Origin of the sequence: Variovorax sp. J31P179 (assembly GCF_030316985.1) — a bacterium.
Classification (GTDB): domain Bacteria; phylum Pseudomonadota; class Gammaproteobacteria; order Burkholderiales; family Burkholderiaceae_C; genus Variovorax; species Variovorax ginsengisoli_B.
The window spans coordinates 1-18,522 of sequence record NZ_JASZYL010000025.1 but is presented as its reverse complement, the minus strand read 5'-3'; the positions used below and the strand labels follow the sequence as shown (position 1 = coordinate 18,522).

Here is an 18,522-nt window from a genome sequence, read left to right as displayed (position 1 = left end):
CGAATGAGCCGCCCGCAGCAACACGTATTCCCGAAGTCGCGATGTCGCGCGCAGGAAGCTTGGCGCTAGCCATTTCGAAAGGATTTTCCATGACCCCTCACTCCGTCCTGGCAGTAACCGATTTTTCCCCATTCGGAAACGATGCGCTCGCTCGCGCAGCCCTTCTCAGCGCGGAGCACGGCGCGACGCTCAATCTCGTCTACCTGGCCTACCCTGGGGAGGCTCCGCCCGAAGACGCGTCCACCAGACTGGCGCACCACGCTTTGCAACTCAGCCAGCGACATGGCGTCCCGGTGCGCGCAGTGAGCCGACTTGCCTTCACCGTCCGGGACCTCTTGCCTCAAGTGGCCAGCGCTGACCTGGTCGTCTGGGGCACCGCCGCCGTTCGAAGTCTGCGAACGTTCTTCACGGGCCAGCCGGTCGAGGAACTGCTTCGAACCGCGAAGCGCCCCGTTCTCGTCGTGCGGCGCGCGGCCACGCACGACTACCGCAGTCTGATCGTGGCGGTCGACTTCACGCAGGCGTCACGAGGGCTTGTCGACCTTGGCTTTGCTCTCAGCCCGTCGGCCCAGGTCGAGCTCTTCCATGCGGTCAGCACAGCCAACGAAGGGAAGCTTCGGTACGCCGAGGTCTCGGATCGTGCCATCAAGGCCTACCGCAGCGAGTGCCGGCGCTACGCCCAGGACAGGATGTTCTGGCTGACGGACTCGTACGACTCGAGGCGCAATCGCGTGCTGTCCGCCGTCGGCCACGGTGACGCTGCCCGACAGACGGTCGTGCAACAACAGAACAGCGGCGCAGAGCTCATCGTCGTCGGCAGGCGACCCTCCTCGCGACTGAGCGACCTCTTCTTCGAGAGCACCGCGAACCGAATCGTCAGCTACTCGGACACCGACGTGCTCGTGGTACCTCACGACTACGAGCCGGCATCCGGCGCTCGCGCCGTGGAGCGGATCTCAACGGCAGGGGCCGAGGTGCGCCGGGTCAGGGCCGGCGCGCCAAATCCACCGCGCCTTCCCAATCCGGCCGCAGTGTTCGGTGGACCATGAACTTTCATTCCATTCTCGCCGTCACCGATCTCTCGCAGCAAGGCAATCGCGCGGTGATTCGCGCCGCGATGCTCGCTGCGCCGCGGCGCGCCCTGCTGAAGATCATGTATGCGCCCTCGGATTTCCGTGGCTCCATCGACCCGGATGTCGAGCAGGACGTGAAGCGACTCGCTACGGAGGTTCACACTCGCTTCAATGTTCTGGTCAAGACCGTTGCCGACACGCGCGGTGACCTGGAAGGGGTCGCCGAGGAAGCCCGATGGGCAGACATGCTGGTTGTCGGCGAGCATCGGAAGGAACCCACCGGATTCTTCTTTCGCGGCAAGCCGATCGAGCGCCTGCAGCAACTCGTGCCTTGCCCCGTGCTGCTGGCTCGGTTGGAGGTGTTTCATCGCTATCGCCGAATTCTGGTGGCGATCGACTCCACGGCTTGCTCCAAGAAGCTGCTGAAACTGGCTCGAAGCCTCGACAGCGACGCGCTGGTCGAGCCGTTTCATGTGGGCGATTCGTCGACTGCCACGCGCAACAGGGGCAGCCCCAACGATGTGGCGCGCCAGGCGGTGATTCAACAACAGCATTCCAACGCCGACCTCATCGTGGTCGGACAGTCCAGAAGTTCCGGATTCTCGGAATTTCTCTTCGGGAGCGTGGCACACAGGGTGCTGCGGTGGTCGAGTTGCGACGTTCTCCTGGTACCTCACGATCTGCGTATCGACCCCATCCCTGGAATGCCGACGATAGCCACCCCGCACCTGTTGGCAAAGCCGGAGCAGTAGCCATGATCCTTGCCCTGCCTTTCCCCCATTTCCGCATCCCCTTTCATCGCCCGCTTGAACTTCGGGTCGATGTCGATCCGTCCGCGACCAACCGCGGCGATCCGCTCACCCACGTTTACGAGCGCATTCAAACGCCAGGCGACCAACTTCACGACCTGCCAAGCTTCGGCCTTCGAGATCCCCATCTCAAGGTGCACGTCCGGGAAGTCGACGGCGAGCGCTATGCGTACGTCGAAGACACGCTGCGGCGATGTCTGGCCGGCTGCACGGTCTTCAACAGATTGGTCGAAGTCGACCGTCGGGCGGATCGGCATCTTCGCTCTCCTCATTCACGCTATCTGCCCCAATACCAACGGCAAGGAATCGCGACGGCCGTCTACGACTGGGCACTCGCCTCCGGAATCTGCCTGATGACAGGGGCGCGTCAGTCGGCGGGCGCGCACGCCCTGTGGCGCAATCTGGCGCGGCGCTACGAGTCGGGCTTCGCAGAACTTCGCAACAAGAAGCTCACCTATCTGGGCGTCGACATGAGTCCCGGCGATCTGGAGCGACTGGAAACCCGGATGTTCCTCCTTCCGGCGAAGTGCACTCTCCCCGAGTTCTGCGCGGCGGTCGGAATGCGGATTTCTCCACGTTGAGTGGGTTTCGGAAGGCGCGCCGACCCACGGGCACATCCACACGACCGCGGGCGAGCAAAAGGCGGTGCTGCGTGACGGAGGGCAGCCGGTGGGTACGCACCTGCGCCTACGACGTGGGGTGCAGGCTGCGCCGGGGCCGGCTACGATGTGGGCTGTCCGAGCTTCGACCTGGAGACGCCCATGAAAGCCTTCCACCTGCACTTGTTGCCGCCGGTCCTGGCCCTGCTGCTGGCCGCTTGCGCCAGCGATCCGTCCCGCCTGGCCATCGGCTCTTCGCGCGCCCAGGCCCTGCAGCAGTTGGGCAAGCCGAGCGCCACCTACCCACTGCCCGATGGCGGCGAGCGCTTGCAATATTCAACCGAGCCATACGGATACGAGGTCAACAACGTCGATCTGAACGCGGCCGGGCAAGTGGTGGCCGTGCGCAACGAACTCGCCGCGCCGTTGGTCAACAACCCGATCCAGATCGGCAAATGGCGCGAGGCGGACATCCTGCGCACCTACGGAAAGCCCTTTCAAGTGACGCGTGTGGATTCCTTCGACGGCACCATCTGGAGCTGGCACATACAGCAGAACTACCTGCCGTATCTGTTCTACGTCTACTTCGATCCGACCGGCGTGGTGGTGCGCTACTCCGTCAGCCCTCAATGATGCGGATCGAGCGATGACCGGGCGGGCGTGACGCCGCAACTCGTTCAGCAGCGTCGCGCCCCATATTCAACGAAGAATCGGAGACTCTCAGGATTCGACATGGCATCGGGACTCGCGACCTTTTCCGCCGCCGACCCCAGCAGCAACCTGCGCACCGGCACTTCCATCTTCTTTCCGCTCAGCGTGCGGGGGATGTCTTCGACCTGCGACACCTCGTCCGGAACATGGCGGGCCGAGGCCTTGGTGCGGATTTCCATGCAGATGCGCTGCCTCAGCGCATCGTCCAGCACCACGCCGGGCTGCAGCACCACGAACAGCGGCATGAAGGAGGGACGCCCCAGGTATTCGAGGTCCACCACCAGGCTGTCGCGCACTTCCGGCAGAGCCTCCACCACGCGATAGATCTCGGCCGTTCCCATGCGGATCCCGAAGCGGTTGATCGTGCTGTCCGAGCGACCGTAGATGACGGAACTGCCACGCAGCGTGAAGCGGATCCAGTCGCCGTGGCGCCATGCGCCCGGGAACTGGTCGAAATAGCTCTCGAGGTAGCGCTTGCCGCCAGGGTCGTTCCAGAAGAACACCGGCATCGAGGGCATGGGCCGCGTGATGACGAGCTCGCCGACCTCGCCCACCACCGATTGCCCGGCCCCCAGCCGGGGTTGCCGTCGTAGAGGACGATGCTTGCGCCCGTCAGGAGCGCACCCACCTGGAGGTTCCAGACGATCCAGCCGGTGCTGCCCAGGAACAGGAGGCGATCGCCGGCGCGCAGGTCGTGCTGCAGCGCCATCGTCTTCAGGTGCGTGAGGACGATGCCGCCATGGCTGTGGACCATGGCCTTTGGCAGCCCGGTGGTGCCTGACGAATACACGATCCACAGGGGATGGTCGAAAGGCAAACGCTCGTAGTGCGGCGGCGCCGATTCGGCAATCGCCTCGGCCCACTCGATGCGATCGCGCCAACCGACGGCGCGCTCGGTGGCCAGGGGGCCGGGCACGTGGACCACGCGCCGTACCGTGGGCAGCTGCGCAAGCAACGCATCGACCTGCTGCGAACGGTCGTGCAGCTTGCCGTTGTAGCTGTCGCTGTCGGATGCCAGCAGCAGGCAGGGTTCGATCTGCCTCAGGCGATCCAGCACCACCGAGGGGCCCATGTCCGGGGCACATCCGGACCAGATCGCACCGATGCTGGCGCAGGCGAGGAAGGCCACGACCGTCTCGGGTCTGTTGGGCAAACGGCCTGCGACCCGATCTCCGGGTCGACCGACCAGCGCCACAGGTCCTGGTAGCCCGAGGCTTGCACGCCGCGACGTCGAGCCAGCCACTGCTGGTAGTGATGCAGGCGACTGGCGGTGACTTGCTCGGGCGAGGGCGACCACAGCAGCTCGCCGTGGCCATCAGGAAGGGAATGGGGTTGCATCGGGTGGGACTGAACGGAACTCAAGAATGGAACCTTACAGGGGATCGCATCCGAAGTGATGCAGGACGTTGCGCAACAGACCGTCGAACACAGGATCTCGACCCACGACCCATGCAGCACCGACCGCACCGGCATGGAACACACGACCGCCCTGGGGCCGTTCCCAGTAGATCATCTCCGCCGACAGACCTTCGAGCGAGTCCGTGACGCGCGAATGCCAGTCGAGGTAGGTGTCCAAGGCGCCCGGGACACGGCGGATGCCCTGCGCAACGACGCTCAGGCCGGTCGGCGGCTCGGGCAGCGTGACGCCAGGCGGCGTGTCGAGGGTCATCCGCGTCAGTGTCGCGGCGCTCAGGTCCCATTCGTGCCCGATGGCGCGGGGCAGTCCGCCGCCGGGTGCATGGCCGAAGGTCTGCCCGCGTTCGAGCCCCAGGCGGTGCGGATGGTTGAACAGTGGATGCTCGGGCTCGGCCACGTGGTAGACGCCGAAATCCTCCGCGTCGGCGAAGCCCCATCCCGCGGTCTCCAGGCCGATGATGCTGGCGGCCGAGCGGCCCACGGCGCGCAACTGGCCGCCGCGCGCCCAGTCCTGGCTGTGGAACTCCTCGCCGAAAGGGCCGGCCGGCGGCCGCGATCCGGCCTCCGCGGGATCGGCGCCGCGCGCGTCGTTCTTGCGCTGCTCCATGACGCCCATGTCGTCATCGAAACTGACCCGCAGGTACATCGTGTTGCCTGAGAGAACCAGGGCCTGGCCGCCACGCCGCAGCAGGGCATCGAAGCCATCGACCACCGGCGTGGACCAGTATTCGCTGTGGCCATTGACGACAACCGTGCGGTAGGCCGCCAGCAGGTCGGGGTCGGCATGCACGTCGAGATCGGCCAGCAGATCGAATTCGTAGCCCTCGCGTTCGAGCCATGCATGCAGTCGGCGCTCCAGGCGCGTCCATTGCGAGAAGCCGCTGCCGACCGGATCGTAGAGCGCCGCCGGGCTCGCGTTGGGCCATGGCATGCGCAGCCCGGTGAAGTAGCTCGGCTGGCCGGCCTGATGGTAGGTGTAGCTGCAGAATGCGGGCGCCTGCGGATGGCTGTTGGGCAGGCCGGTCGAACGGCGCGGCCACACGGGGTCTTCCACCTGGTTGCGCGCGAAGGGCGTGGCGGCGTAGGCCAGCCAGCTGCTCATGGCGCAAAGCACCAGCAGCGGCGCAGGTCGAGCGCCTGCGGGGCGCTTGACCAGGAACGTGATGTCGTAGACGGCCTCTTGTCCTTCCCAATCGAATCGCAGGCGCGCGACATGCAGACCGGGACGCGCGTCGGACGGCAATGTCAGGCTGTGCGTGGCTGTCCAGCGGCAGTCGTAGAGATCGTCGCTGGCGAGGCGCAAGCCCTGTCGTTGCCCATGAGGATCGAACGCGTCCTGGGCTTCGTCCGCCGCGTCATCGAAGGCCGGCCCTCGCACCATCCAGGTCCCATGGTTGACGATGCGACCCGCGCGCTGGTGGCCACTGGTGTCGACGACGGCGTTGCCGCGCCCTTCGCGCAAGGGCCAGCAGGCGCGCACGGCCGGATCGACCGGCAGCCGCAGCGCACGCTGGGCGGCCCGAGCGGCGATTTCATCGCCCGACAGCGCGCGTTCGTAGATCACCGGCAGGGCCAGATCCACATCCGCCAGAGCTTCGACGCCGTGGGCGTGTCCGGCCGCCCCCAGGCGCAGTGGCGCGGCGCCGGGGCAGACCGGGCCGCTGCGTGGCCAATGTCCGGCGCACGCACCATCGATCCACAAGGCCGCCGACCGACCATCCCAGGTCGCAACGACATGCTGCCATCTCCTGGTGGCCAGCCCCTGCGCCACGTGCAGGCCGTTCTCGCTTTGCAGGCCGCCATCGCCCAGGTACAGCGCCAGCGCGCCGTCGGCCTCGATGAACAGACCGAAGCCGCAATGCCCGGGCGCATCGTATTGCGTGATCAAGGCCTGTCGCTCGCCCGTGGATCGCCAGGGCATGACCCAGCATTCCAGCGTCAGTCCCGACAGCGGCAGCGCCGCCGGCAGGCCCCTTTCGACATGGATGTAGGAGCCGGGATGGATGGGCTGGACGCGGGCGGGCGACGCCCCGAGGTCCGCCACCACGGTGTCTTCGCGTCGACTGTCCGGGTCCGGGCCCAGGCGGCACACCGACAGGTGGTAGGGCCGGTCGCTGCTGATGTGGATGTCGATCGGCTCGCCGGCGTGCACGGTCTTCGAGCGGGTGTAGCCATGCACGCCCGGCACGACCAGCGGGCGGTGCGGCGGGATCGATCGGCTCATTCTGCGGTGAAGCCCGACGCCTTGACCACCGGCCCCCAGCGCTTGAGGTCATCCGCGATGAGGTTCGTCAGCTCATCGGGCGTGCTCGGATTCGCATCGCTGCTGAGCTTGGCCAGGCGTTGCTGCACCTCCGGAAGGACCAGGGCCTTGCCGAGCGCAGCATGGAGTTGCGCGATCGTCGCGCGCGGTGTGCCGGCGGGCGCGAACAGACCCGTCCATTCGAGATTGTCGAAATGCGGTTGACCCAGCTCCTTGAGCGTCGGCACATCCGGCAGCAGCGCGGCGCGCTTGGCCCCGTTCACCGCGATCACCTTGAGCTTGCCTGCCTGCTGGTATTGCACGAGATCGGCGATCGGAGTGATGCCGGCGGCCACCTGGTTGCCCAGGAGGTCCTGGACCAGGGGGGCTGCGCCACGATAAGGCACTGAGGTCAGCTCCACCTTGGCGTCGCTGCCGAGGCGGTAGCCGATGAACTGCGCCACGCTGCCGGCCGCCGGGACGCCGTAGGTCGCTTTCGACTTGTCGTTGTTGGCCAATGCGAGCCATTCGCGGACATCGCGCACCGGCAGGGCGGCGGGCACGGCGAGGCCTTCGTAGAAGGTGGCGATGCGACCGACAGCCTGGAAGTCCTTCACCGGGTCGTAGTGCACCGACTTCGAGGTCAGCGGCAACATCACCATCATGTGCATGTTGGCGAGCAGCACGGTGAGACCGTCCGCTGGCGCGGCGCGCACGTAGTCGGCAGCGATCTGGCCACCCGCGCCGGTGCGGTTCTCCACCACCACCGGCACGCCCAGTTCCGCAGCCAGCTTGTCGGCCAGCGTGCGGGCCTGCACGTCGGCCGAACCGCCGGCCGGATAGCCGACGATCAGCCGCAGCGCGCCCTTGGAGGTGGGCACCTGCGCGGGAGCCGTGCAGGCGAAGGCGAGGCTCGCGCAGGCGAGTGACAGGCGAAACAGAACGGGCAGCTTCATGGGGGCATCTTTCGAAAGACTTGCAGGAGGGGAGAAAGGGCTTGGGCGGTCGAAGCAACGCGCTACGCACGCGCGATTCAGGCGAGCTTGGAACGCGTCACTTCATCCGCCAGGTCGGTGAGCGTCCGCTCGAGCTTTTCGACCAGCTCGTCGAGCTCGGACTCGCTGATGGTCAGCGGCGGCGTGATCATCTGGAAGTCGCCGAAGGCGCCCAGGTTGGCTCGGCGGTTGTACAGGGCGATGCCGTGGCGCAATCCGTGCGCCGTGAGTTTCGAAGGCGCGTTGAATGCCGGCGGCAGCGCGCGCCGCGTGGCCTTGTCGGCGACCAGTTCGATCGCACTGAGCAACCCGAGGCCGCGTACGTCGCCCACCAGCGGCGATCGCTCGGCCAGCGCCTCCAGCCGCCGGCGCAGGCTCTCGCCGCGCTCACGGGCGCGGGTCACGAGGTCGAGACGTTCGACTTCGTCCATCACTGCATTGGCGACGGCGCAGGAAAGCGGGTTCGTGAAGTAGGTGTGTCCGTGCACGAAGCCGCCCTGACCTGCCACAGCATCGACGATACGGTTGGGCGCCAGCAGGCAGCCCAGCGGCGTGTAGCCGGCGGCCAGCCCCTTGGCCAACGTGACCATGTCGGGTCGCGCGGCACGCCAGTGGTGCGCGGCCAGGAACTCTCCGGTGCGGCCGGCGCCGCTCATGATCTCGTCATAGATCAGCAGCACCCCATGGCGGTCGCAGATCTGTCGCACGCGCTCGAAGTAGGCCGACGACGACACCACGGCGCCGGTAGACAGGCCCCCGATGGGTTCGATGATGAAAGCGAGGATGGATTCCGGCCCCTCGCGCTCGATCGTCCGGGCCAGCTCCTCGGCGCACGCCATGGCGTGGCTCTCCTGGGTGTGGCCGTCGGGGATCCGGTAGGACATCGGAGCCGACACCTTGGGCATCGACTTGATCATCGGCCCGTAGATCGACTGGGTGTGCGCGTCGCCGGTCACGGCGAGCGCGCCGAGGGTCGAGCCGTGGTAGCTGGGGTTGCGCGAAATCACCTTCCAGCGACTGGCCTGCCCGCTGACCACCGCATACTGCCGCGCCAGCTTGAGGGCCGACTCGTTGGCCTCGGAGCCGCCCGAGATGAAGAAGGCGCGGTCGAATCCCTCGCCGGCCAGCGCGCAGACACGGTCGGCCAGCGCGATGTTGTGTTCGCTTTCGAAGAAGCGCGGGTACGCGAAGCTCACGCGCGCGGCCTGCTCCTTCATGGCCGCGAGCACATGCGGGTTTCCATGGCCGATGTTGGCGACCACGGCGCCGGCGGTGGCATCCAGATAGCGCTTGCCGTCGGCGTCCCAGAGGTAGACGCCTTCGCCCCGATCGATGCGCGGCGGCCGTGGCGAGCCCTTGGGGCTGTAGAAGGCAAGGACGGAGCCGCCTTGCGCAGTGTCGCCGAGCAGGCGCGGGGAAGCGGGGGTCACGGGGGCGCTGGCGTGAGTATTCATGGCGCAACGATACGGAGCTCCCGAGCTAAAGAGAAGCAGCATGGAAGGATGAAGTCCTATACGCTATGCGCATGAAGCTCGCTCATGACCGCCTCGATCTGCTGGCCACCTTTCTTCGCGTGGCCGAGACCGGCTCGCTGAGCAAGGCGGCTCGATTGCTCGGCATCACCCAACCGACCGCCAGCCGGCGCCTGATCGAACTCGAGCGTCTATTGGGTTGCAAGCTCGCACTGAGAACGACCGCGAGCTTTTCCTTGACCGATGAGGGGCGCCTGTTGATGGCCGAGGCCCGGGCCTTGTCCGATGGCTGGGCCAGCCTGTCCGAGCGGATTTCCGGCGGCCGCAGCCGGCCCGAAGGCACGTTGCGAGTGATCGGGCCCTCGGGCTATGGAACGGGCTTCCTGACGGATGCGGTGACGGACCTGTGTGCCGCCTGGCCGCAGCTTCGCGTGGAACTGACCTTGACCGATCGGGTGGTGGATCTCGTTGCCACCGGCGCGGAATGCTGGGTTTGCGTCGGCGAGGTGCACGATCCAGGTCTGGTGAGCAGGCCACTGGGGCGCATGGAGAGGATCCTGGTGGCCCATCCTGCGCTGCTGCGTCGCATCGGTCGCGTGACCCCGGCCACCTTGCCCACGTTGCCGTGCGTGGGGCTGGTGCCCTACTTCCATGGTTCGGTGCGTCTGCGGGATGCCGCCGGGCGCTCGCAGACGGTCTCCATCGACACGCCACTGCGCACGGACAGCCTGCTGTCCAGCTACCGGGCGATCCTCAACGGCGCCGGCATCGGCGCGGCGGCCCCGTGGATGTGCGAGGCCGATCTCGAATCCGGACGACTCAAGCGCGTGCTGCCACGTCTCTGGCTCGAGCCGGTCGGCATCTATGTCGCCCTGCCGCCGGGCTTGCATCGACCCGCGCGGGTGACGGCATTCATTGCCGCATTGGAGCGAAGGATCAAGGACATGCGCGGCTTTCAGTCGGCCTGAACTCTCACCATCTGGCCGAAAGAACCTCTATCGCCGCGAACTGTGTTCTATCGTTGCTACATCCTGGAATAAGTTTAGGCTTTTCAAGATGCAACCGCTCTCGACATGCTGATGAGATTGGATTTTCAATCAGCAGGCGTCGCGACTCGCGAACGTCGTTCGAAGGTACATAGGAGTGACTATGTCTCGCACTATTTGTTCTGTGGGTGACTTGGCGCAGTTGCCTGACGACGAACTGCTCGCGTGTCTTGCCCAGTTGCGGGTTGCAATCCACGATGCAAAGCGCGAGCATGCGGCGGCCCGACGCGAAGCACGAATTTCCGAGGAGAAGAAGCTGGAGTTTCGGTCGTTCGAATGGCGGCCCCGAGGTCCCCAGCGTCTTTCCTCGCCTGCCAGGCTGAGTCCACAGACTCCCGTCGAAGAACTCCCTGTGCGGGCCAGGGCCCGTGACGCTCTATCCGAACTCCACATCTTCTGCGTCGAGGACCTGTCAGCCATCAGCGAGCAAGAGCTCATGACGACGGAAGCCATCGGTGCGAAGACCGTCAATCGCCTGCGCGAAGCGCTCACTCGCATCGGGCTGGACTTTCTTCCGAATCCCATGGGCCAAGCGACCACGTTCGAAGGATCCAGGACCGTCAGCATCACGCCTCCTCGCCAGAAACTTTGAATTCGGTCTCCCTTCCGGCGCTTGGTTTCTTGGACAGAAACGCTATCATTGAATTAATTTCTATCCTCAACAGCGCCTAACCTTGGGCTGTGAGCAGCCACAACCTGATTCGAGAAGGACGCAAGCGCCTCGGCATGAGCGAGCAGCAGTTTGCTGACACGCTGGGGGTAAGCCGTGGCGCCGTACAGCAATGGGAAAAACCAGGCGGTACCGCCCCAATCAGGCACGCGTGGCCGACCTGCTAGGCATCTCGGTGGCAGAACTCGTGTCGGGGGTGTCAGCCGGCGGGCGAGGCTTGGACGTGCGTGCTGAGGTCCCATTGGTCTCATCGGTCGAGGCGGGGAACTACACCGTCATCGACAACTTCAAGCCGCGCCAGCAATTCGAGACCGTGCCGGTGAGCGTGCCGATCAAGCGCCACACCTATGCACTGCGCGTGCACGGCGACAGCATGGTCAGCGAGATCGGAGACTCGTTTCCGGAAGGGTCGATCCTGGTTGTCGAACCGGAGATGGCCGCCGAGCCAGGCGACTACGTCATCGCCCTGAACCAGTCCAACGAGACCACGTTCAAGCAGCTGGTCAAGGACGGGGGCGATTTGTACCTCAAGCCGTTGAACAGCCGCTACCCCATCAAACCGCTGAACGGGGCCCGCGTCATCGGCGTCGTTCGGGAATTCACCAAGCGTTTTCGATAGCCTGATCGCCCCCGACAGCGGCGTGATTTTGATAGATTTGGCATGCACTGCTATTTTTTCTATCAGCTTCCCTTTGTCAGACGTGGCCCCGCCATGATCTTCATCGCGTTCTCTTTTTGCTTGGATCGTCTCACTTGGAAGGTGTGGACGCGGGGACGGGCATCTCGGTGGTGCGCAGCTTTCCGCCACCCTTGACGCTGCCGGTCACGTGGGTAGTTCCGGCGCCCGTCACACGCTTGACACACGCGTCGCGAGCGGCTCCCTCAGGTTGGCGATTGCAGCGCTTCAGCGCGTTTTCGTCGTAGCCCCCAGGGCTGTTGAGCTTGCCCCGCTGTTTTGCATCCTGCGCCGCCGCCGCCTCGCGCAGGCAAGCGGTGCGGTCCACCCGCGGATCGCTGCATCGCTCAAGAGCACTGTCGGTCGCAGCAATCGAGGCATTGACTGAACCCGCTAGCGCAGCGACCGCCAGCACCGCTCTCACCATCGAACGAAAAGGCTTGTCCATAAAGCGCTCCTCTTTGATAGAACTGCTATCGAAATCCAAGGAGAAGGCTGGTTCATGGAGCACGACTCATCGGACGGCCGAATTTCGCAAAGAGTCTGAGGGCAAACAGCGCCAACTGCAAACAGTTTGTCCGCGTTGCGCCAGTTGCCAAAACGGATGCTTAATGCCGCCAACAAGAGAACTGAACTCGAAGTCCCATGCAGGTTGCCCTGGAACATGGCTCGTCAACCAGGGCTCGAGTAGCGATAAGAGGAGACCAAGGATGGGTATCACTCGACCTTCTGCGTGTCGCAGATCTCGCGTCCGACTTCGTTCGTATTGGCGAACAGCAGCCCGGACAATTTTGCTCACGACATGCGTGCTGGCTGCAAACTTGGCCGTCGCCGCTGATCCTGATGCCCCCCGTGCCGATCAGTTGATCCGCAATGGCAAGTATCAGGAAGCCTACGAGTTGCTCGCACCCTTCGAACCGACCAACTCGAACGACGCCACCTTCACTTACCTGCTCGGCCGTGCCGCATTGGGCACCCAGCGCGCCGAAGAGGCCAAGGCGCTGTTCGAACGCAGTCTCGCTATCCGACCGGACGACGTCTCTGCGCATCTCGCACTCGGGCGAGCCTACTTCGCGCTCGGACAGTACGCCGAGGCGAAGATCGAGTTCGAGACGGTGCTGCGCTTCGACAACCTGCCGCCCGACGTGCTGTCGCAGGTCGAGATCTACGACCAGGCGGCGCGGCAGTCGCTCGACCAGGGCAGGTCGCTGACGGGATTCGGCTATGCGGAAACCGGCATCGGCAATTACCGTGTCAACGAGACCGTCGGCACGAGGACTTTCGGCGGCGGCGACCGCAGCGACACCTTCTACAACGCGCGAGCCGGCGGCGGCGCGAACTACGCACTGCAGAATGGCTACGCGATCGATGCGACGCTCGACTATCGCTACCGCTACTACGACAACTCCGACAGCAGGAGTGATTCGGATCTTCGCTGGACCCTCGCCGGCAGCAAGGCATTGGGCGAGAACAACCTCGCGGCGGGCTTCAGGGGCCGAACCAGTTACAGGGGCGACGGCAACTACCGCAACGATGTCTCGATCTTCACGGACTATCGCATGCGCTACAACCCGGACAACCAGTTCACGGTAGGCGCGGACATTCGCCGGCGCCGGTATCCGGAGGGCCCGGAGCGCGACCGGAGTCGGACCACTGCCCTCGTGTCGGCGGGATGGGTCAATTCGTTCATGGAAGGCAAGGGCAGCTTTTCATTGACGGGCCATGCCGGGCGAAACTATGCAACCAGCCGGCCCGATGGCGATTCCAACGTTTTCGGTGCCACTGCCGCGTTGGACTTCACCGTGAACAAGAAGCTTGGCTGGGGCGGCTTCGTATGGTGGGAGCGTGACATGTTCGCTTCGGACAACATCCACTTTCATCCCGATACCCTCGACAACTCCATCGTCCTGCGGCGCCGGGACAACCTCTACGAAGTCGGCGCCTACCTGGTCTGGGAGTTCGTGCCGACCTGGACGCTGCGCCCGGAGATTCTCTGGATCCGGGACCAGAGCAATTCGATCGGGGCCAACTACAGCTCGACCGAAGTGTGGATCAATGTGCGCAAGGCGTTCTGAGCCCGCGGCCGCCGCTCTCCATGCCGTCTCGGTCGCAACGATGACCCTGCATGGTGTCCTGAAGAAGCAAAGGCGACCAGATCGTTGAGTTCACGCGAACAACAAGGAGACAGCATGGCTTCGACCGAACAAAAGATGTCACGGATGCAACTCACCGCGATGGTCGTCGGGGGCATGGTCGGCGCAGGCATTTTCTCGTTGCCGCGCACCTTCGCCAACGCCACGGGTCCATTCGGCGCTGTCATCGCGTGGCTCATTGCCGGCACCGGCATGTACATGCTCGCGCGGGTCTTCCAGTCGCTCGCGGAACGCAAACCCGAACTCGACGCCGGCGTCTTCGCCTATGCCAAGGCCGGTTTCGGAGACTACCCCGGCTTCCTGTCGGCCTTCGGCTACTGGATCGGCAGCTGCATCGGCAATGTCTCGTACTGGGTGCTGATCAAGTCCACGTTGGGTGCGTTCTTTCCGATCTTCGGCGATGGCAACACGGTCGTCGCGATCTTGGTGGCATCGATCGGCATCTGGCTCTTCCACTTCATGATCCTGCGTGGGGTCCAGCAGGCGGCGTTCATCAACACGGTCGTCACGATCGCCAAGGTCATCCCGATCCTGGTGTTCATCGTGATCCTGATCTTCGCGTTCAAGATGGACATGTTCCGCTTCAACTTCTATGGGGCAGGATTGGAAGGGGGCATCTTCGAGCAAGTTCGCGCGACCATGCTGGTCACGGTGTTCGTCTTCCTCGGCATCGAAGGCGCGAGTGTGTATTCGCGCTACGCGAAGAAGCGCTCCGACGTCGGCGCCGCCACGATCACCGGCTTCGTCGTGGTGACCACGCTCATGGTGCTGGTCACATTGCTTCCCTATGCCGTACTGGAGCGGCCCGACGTGGCCATCATGCGCCAGCCGTCGATGGCGACCGTTCTCGAGGCCGTTGTCGGGCCGTGGGGCGCGGTCTTCGTGAGCCTGGGGCTCATCGTTTCGGTGTTGGGGGCGTATCTGGCATGGTCGCTGATCTGCGCCGAGGTGCTCTTCGCCGCGGCGAAAACCAAGGACATGCCGAAGGCCTTCGCCAAGGAGAACAAGAACAAGGTGCCGGTCGTTGCCCTGTGGGCGACGAACATCATCGTGCAGCTCATCGTCATCACCACGTACTGGTCGCGGGATGCGTTCTCGCTGATGCTGAACCTGACCAGTGCCATGGCCTTGATTCCCTTCCTCCTGGTGGCAGGCTACGGCCTGCAACTGACCAAGCGTCGAGAAGGCTATGACGTGCGCCCCGAGGAGCGCACCCGCGATCTCGTCATTGCGATCGTTGCGACGGCCTACACGGCTTTCCTGCTCTATGCCGGGGGCATGAAATTCATTGTCCTGTCGGCGGTCCTCTACGCGCCAGGCACGGCGCTCTACTTCTGGTGTCGCCGTGAGCAAGACCTGCCGGTGTTCACCAAGGCATCGGACTGGATCATCTTCGGCCTCGCCGTTGTCGGCGCCGTGATCGGCATCTATTGGATCGCCACGGGCTACATCACCATCTAGCCACGCCGGCTGGGTGCTCACACAGGAGAACGTCATGGCAACAAAGACAAAACCCACCGCATTCGGTGTCCACTCCGAAGTGGGTCAGCTGCGCAAGGTGATGGTGTGCGCCCCGGGCCTGGCCCATTCGCGCCTCACGCCGAGCAACTGCGACCAGCTGCTCTTCGACGACGTGCTGTGGGTCGAGAACGCCAAGCGAGACCACTTCGACTTCGTCACCAAGATGCGCGACCGCGGCGTCGAGGTGGTCGAGATGCACAATTTGCTGGCCGAGACGGTGGCGGTGCCCGAGGGCAAGAAGTGGATCCTCGACAACCAGGTCGTGCCCAACCAGGTCGGACTCGGCTTCATCGACGAACTGCGCAGCTATCTCGAGGGCCTGGACAACCGCAAGCTGGCCGAGACGCTGATCGGCGGGCTGTCGACCAACGACTTCCCCGAGTCCATCGGCGGCAAGGCGCTGGAGGTCGTGCGCGAGGCCGCAGGCGTCACCGAATACCTGCTGCCGCCGCTGCCCAACACGCTCTACACGCGCGACACCACCTGCTGGATCTATGGCGGCGTGACGCTGAACCCGCTGTACTGGCCGGCGCGCCACGAGGAAACCATCCTCACCACCGCGATCTACAAGTTCCACCCCGACTTTGCCGGCAAGGTCAACGTCTGGTGGGGCGACCCGACCGAAGACCACGGCCTGGCCACTCTCGAAGGCGGCGACGTGATGCCGATCGGCAAGGGCAACGTGCTGATCGGCATGAGCGAGCGGACCTCGCGCCAGGCCATCAGCCAGCTGGCGGCCACGCTGTTCAAGAAGGGCGCAGCCGAGCGCGTCATCGTCGCGGCCATGCCCAAGATCCGTGCCGCGATGCACCTCGACACCGTGTTCACCTTCGCCGACCGCGACTGCGTGCTGCTGGCGCCGGACTTCATGAACCAGACGCGCACCTACTCGTACCGTCCGAGCAGCCATCCGAGCGGCGTCGAACTGCATGCCGAGAACAAGCCCTTCGTCGACGTCGTGGCCCAGGCGCTCGGCTTCAAGAAGCTGCGCGTGGTCGAGGCCGGCGGCAGCGACTACCAGCGCGAGCGCACCCAGTGGGACAGCGGCGCCAACCTGGTCTGTGCCTCGCCGGGCGTGGTTTATGCATACGATCGCAACACCTACACCAACACGCTGCTGCGCAAGCAGGGCATCGAGGTGGTGACCATCGTCGGGGCCGAACTGGGCCGCGGTCGTGGCGGTGGCCATTGCATGACTTGCCCGATCGTTCGGGACGCGGTGGACTTCTGACTGGTTTCCGGCTGAATTCAGGAGGAACCCGACCATGGAGACGGAACAAGCGACAAGGCCACAGCTATCACTGACCGAGGCCATCATTCCGATCGCCAGTCTGATTTTTCTGGTCGGACTTTCCTACTTCCTGTTCGGCGATGCGGGTGCGGGCGGGCCCAACCAGGTGGCGCTGATGGTGGCGACGATGGTGGCTGCCGTCATCGGTCTGCGTCATGGCCTCACACTGGAAGAAATGCGGGACGCGGCCATTGCGAGCGTGAGTTCGGGCCTTGGCGCCATCTTCATCCTGCTGGCGGTCGGCGCGCTGGTCGGCACCTGGGCGCTGAGCGGCACGATCGCCGCGATGGTGTACTACGGCCTGCAGTTGCTCAGTCCCAACTACTTCTACGCCACCGCCCTGCTCATTTGCGGCTTCATCTCCTTCAGCATCGGGAGTTCGTGGACGACGGTCGGCACGATCGGCATCGGCCTCATGGGCATCTCGCAGAACATGGACATGAATGCTGCCATCACGGCAGGGGCCGTCGTCTCGGGCGCGTACTTCGGTGACAAGTCATCACCGCTTTCGGACTCGGCCAACCTTGCCGCTGCCGCGGCGGGCGTCGATCTGTACAAGCACATTCGAGAGACCTTGCTGACTTCGCTGGTGGCGCTCGTCATCTCGTTGCTTGTCTTCTACCAGCTCGGCCGTCCGGGTGAGTTCGACGCGAGCCAGAAGATGGCTTTGCTCAAGAGCACCTTCAACATCTCGCTGCTCCTCTTCATCCCGCTCGCAACCGTGATCGTGCTTGCCCTGTGCAAGGTTCCGGCCTTTACGTCGATCTTCATCGGTGCGCTCGTTGCCGCCGGGCTCGCGGCCTTCACCGCGCCAGAACGCGTCATTGCCTTCGCCCAGCCGCGAGAAGGCATTCCGAGCGTACTCGCGATGCTCAAGGGCATGTGGCTGGCGCTGGCGAGCGGCTACAAATCCTCGACCGGCGTCCCGACCATCGACCTCCTCGTTACCCGCGGCGGAATGGAAAGCATGATGAGCACGATCTGGCTCATCATCACCGCTCTCGCCTTCGGCGGGGTCGTCGAGAAGTGTGGAGTCCTGGAGCGACTGACGACTCCCATCCTCGCGCGGGCGAAGAGCGCCGGGGCATTGGTCGCCGCACTCGCAGCCGCCATCATCGGCACCGCCATTGCCACCGCCGATCAGTACATGGCCGTGATGCTGCCGGGGCGGTCCTTCAAGAGTGCCTTCGAAGCACGCGGCCTCGCTCCGGTCGTGCTGTCACGCACGATCGGTGACGTAGCGACACCCACATCCGCTCTCATCCCGTGGAACAGTTGCGGCGCCTACATGGCAGCCACCCTTGGCGTCGCCACGTTCAGCTACGCGCCCTTTGCGATCTTCTGCATCGCGAGCCCGATCATCGCCATCGTCATGGCCTATTGCGGCATCCGCATGCCGCGTGTTTCCGCGCCACACTTGGCGTCGAGCAAGACGCGATCGACACAAGAGTGAAGACGCCCAGGCGGACTCGACAGCCCGGCGGCTCAAGGCCTCGCCCCTCCCTGAAATACCCCGTGACCAAACCCCCGGGTTTTCCATTAATCAATCCACTTGATTTATTAACTAAGGGGTTCCAAACTCTGTTGCCCGTCCTCAATACTTTTTGGCAAACAGGAGACAACCCGATGCTCAAGCTCACCCTCGCCGCCGCCCTGACCTCCGCCGCGCTGGCCGCCCAGTTCCCCGCCCAGGCCGCCGAGCCCGTGATCGGCCTGATCACCAAGACCGAGACCAATCCCTTCTTCGTCAAGATGAAGGAAGGCGCCACGGCCGAGGCCAAGACCAAGGGCGCCAAGCTGCTGTCGGGCGCCGGCAAGACCGACGGCGACAACGCCGGCCAGGTGGCG

General features: G+C 64.7%; 16 protein-coding genes and 2 pseudogenes. 13 read left to right on the top strand and 5 right to left on the bottom strand.

Features of this window, described 5'->3' with window-relative positions:
- Positions 1-89 precede the first annotated feature (89 nt).
- The 4 genes from QTI17_RS33400 (at position 90) to QTI17_RS33385 (ending at position 3,114) form a co-directional block, all read left to right on the top strand.
- Positions 90-1,049 (top strand): universal stress protein, encoded by a 960-nt coding sequence (locus QTI17_RS33400; RefSeq protein WP_286538369.1) that lies wholly within the window; start codon positions 90-92, stop codon positions 1,047-1,049.
- Positions 1,046-1,825 carry a universal stress protein gene (locus tag QTI17_RS33395; RefSeq protein WP_286538368.1) on the top strand — a complete coding sequence of 260 codons (780 nt, stop codon included), beginning with the start codon at positions 1,046-1,048 and terminating at the stop codon, positions 1,823-1,825. Before QTI17_RS33400 ends, QTI17_RS33395 begins: the two co-directional genes overlap by 4 nt.
- 2 nt (positions 1,826-1,827) lie before the next feature.
- Positions 1,828-2,463, top strand: a complete 636-nt coding sequence (locus QTI17_RS33390) for an N-acetyltransferase (RefSeq protein ID WP_286538367.1) — start codon at positions 1,828-1,830, stop codon at positions 2,461-2,463.
- Positions 2,464-2,643: 180 nt separating this feature from the next.
- Positions 2,644-3,114 (top strand): hypothetical protein, encoded by a 471-nt coding sequence (locus QTI17_RS33385; protein ID WP_286538365.1) that lies wholly within the window; start codon positions 2,644-2,646, stop codon positions 3,112-3,114.
- Between the two features lie 44 nt (positions 3,115-3,158).
- Here the strand turns inward: QTI17_RS33385 and QTI17_RS33380 are convergent.
- The 4 genes and pseudogenes from QTI17_RS33380 to QTI17_RS33365 form a co-directional block, all read right to left on the bottom strand.
- Positions 3,159-4,369 (bottom strand): annotated as a pseudogene (locus tag QTI17_RS33380) (AMP-binding protein); the annotation flags it as partial.
- Positions 4,370-4,564: 195 nt separating this feature from the next.
- On the bottom strand, positions 4,565-6,832 hold the full coding sequence (locus QTI17_RS33375) for a LamG domain-containing protein (RefSeq protein ID WP_286538364.1): 2,268 nt from the start codon (positions 6,830-6,832) through the stop codon (positions 4,565-4,567).
- Positions 6,829-7,806 carry a Bug family tripartite tricarboxylate transporter substrate binding protein gene (locus QTI17_RS33370; RefSeq protein WP_286538363.1) on the bottom strand — a complete coding sequence of 326 codons (978 nt, stop codon included), beginning with the start codon at positions 7,804-7,806 and terminating at the stop codon, positions 6,829-6,831. Before QTI17_RS33370 ends, QTI17_RS33375 begins: the two co-directional genes overlap by 4 nt.
- Before the next feature lie 77 nt (positions 7,807-7,883).
- Entirely contained in the window at positions 7,884-9,275 is a 1,392-nt protein-coding gene (locus QTI17_RS33365; RefSeq protein ID WP_286538360.1) for an aminotransferase family protein, read from the bottom strand.
- A gap of 89 nt (positions 9,276-9,364) precedes the next feature.
- Here QTI17_RS33365 and QTI17_RS33360 point away from each other — a divergent pair, with 89 nt between their 5' ends.
- From QTI17_RS33360 to QTI17_RS33350, 4 genes are all read left to right on the top strand, one after another.
- The gene (locus QTI17_RS33360) at positions 9,365-10,285 is read left to right on the top strand and encodes a LysR family transcriptional regulator (protein WP_286538357.1); all 921 of its coding nucleotides are present in this window, start codon (positions 9,365-9,367) and stop codon (positions 10,283-10,285) included.
- Between the two features lie 181 nt (positions 10,286-10,466).
- Complete coding sequence (locus tag QTI17_RS33355; RefSeq protein ID WP_286538355.1) at positions 10,467-10,955, top strand: DNA-directed RNA polymerase subunit alpha C-terminal domain-containing protein; 489 nt, start codon at positions 10,467-10,469, stop codon at positions 10,953-10,955.
- 89 nt (positions 10,956-11,044) lie between these two features.
- Positions 11,045-11,200 (top strand): helix-turn-helix domain-containing protein, encoded by a 156-nt coding sequence (locus QTI17_RS35180; protein WP_353506753.1) that lies wholly within the window; start codon positions 11,045-11,047, stop codon positions 11,198-11,200.
- Positions 11,185-11,652 (top strand): LexA family protein, encoded by a 468-nt coding sequence (locus tag QTI17_RS33350; protein WP_286538354.1) that lies wholly within the window; start codon positions 11,185-11,187, stop codon positions 11,650-11,652. The genes QTI17_RS35180 and QTI17_RS33350 overlap by 16 nt, the downstream gene beginning before the upstream one ends.
- 130 nt (positions 11,653-11,782) lie before the next feature.
- On the opposite strand, the gene QTI17_RS33345 is transcribed toward QTI17_RS33350, so the two are convergent.
- On the bottom strand, positions 11,783-12,196 hold the full coding sequence (locus tag QTI17_RS33345) for a hypothetical protein (RefSeq protein ID WP_286538352.1): 414 nt from the start codon (positions 12,194-12,196) through the stop codon (positions 11,783-11,785).
- 334 nt (positions 12,197-12,530) lie between these two features.
- Between QTI17_RS33345 and QTI17_RS33340 the strand changes: the two genes are divergently transcribed.
- The 5 genes and pseudogenes from QTI17_RS33340 to QTI17_RS33320 form a co-directional block, all read left to right on the top strand.
- Positions 12,531-13,784 carry a tetratricopeptide repeat protein gene (locus QTI17_RS33340; RefSeq protein ID WP_286538350.1) on the top strand — a complete coding sequence of 418 codons (1,254 nt, stop codon included), beginning with the start codon at positions 12,531-12,533 and terminating at the stop codon, positions 13,782-13,784.
- Between the two features lie 114 nt (positions 13,785-13,898).
- Positions 13,899-15,323, top strand: a complete 1,425-nt coding sequence (locus QTI17_RS33335) for a basic amino acid/polyamine antiporter (protein ID WP_286538348.1) — start codon at positions 13,899-13,901, stop codon at positions 15,321-15,323.
- Positions 15,324-15,357: 34 nt separating this feature from the next.
- Complete coding sequence (gene arcA / locus QTI17_RS33330) at positions 15,358-16,614, top strand: arginine deiminase (protein ID WP_286538347.1); 1,257 nt, start codon at positions 15,358-15,360, stop codon at positions 16,612-16,614.
- Between the two features lie 34 nt (positions 16,615-16,648).
- Complete coding sequence (gene nhaC, locus QTI17_RS33325; RefSeq protein WP_286538345.1) at positions 16,649-18,127, top strand: Na+/H+ antiporter NhaC; 1,479 nt, start codon at positions 16,649-16,651, stop codon at positions 18,125-18,127.
- Positions 18,128-18,300: 173 nt separating this feature from the next.
- Positions 18,301-18,522: pseudogene (locus tag QTI17_RS33320) on the top strand (sugar ABC transporter substrate-binding protein); the annotation flags it as partial.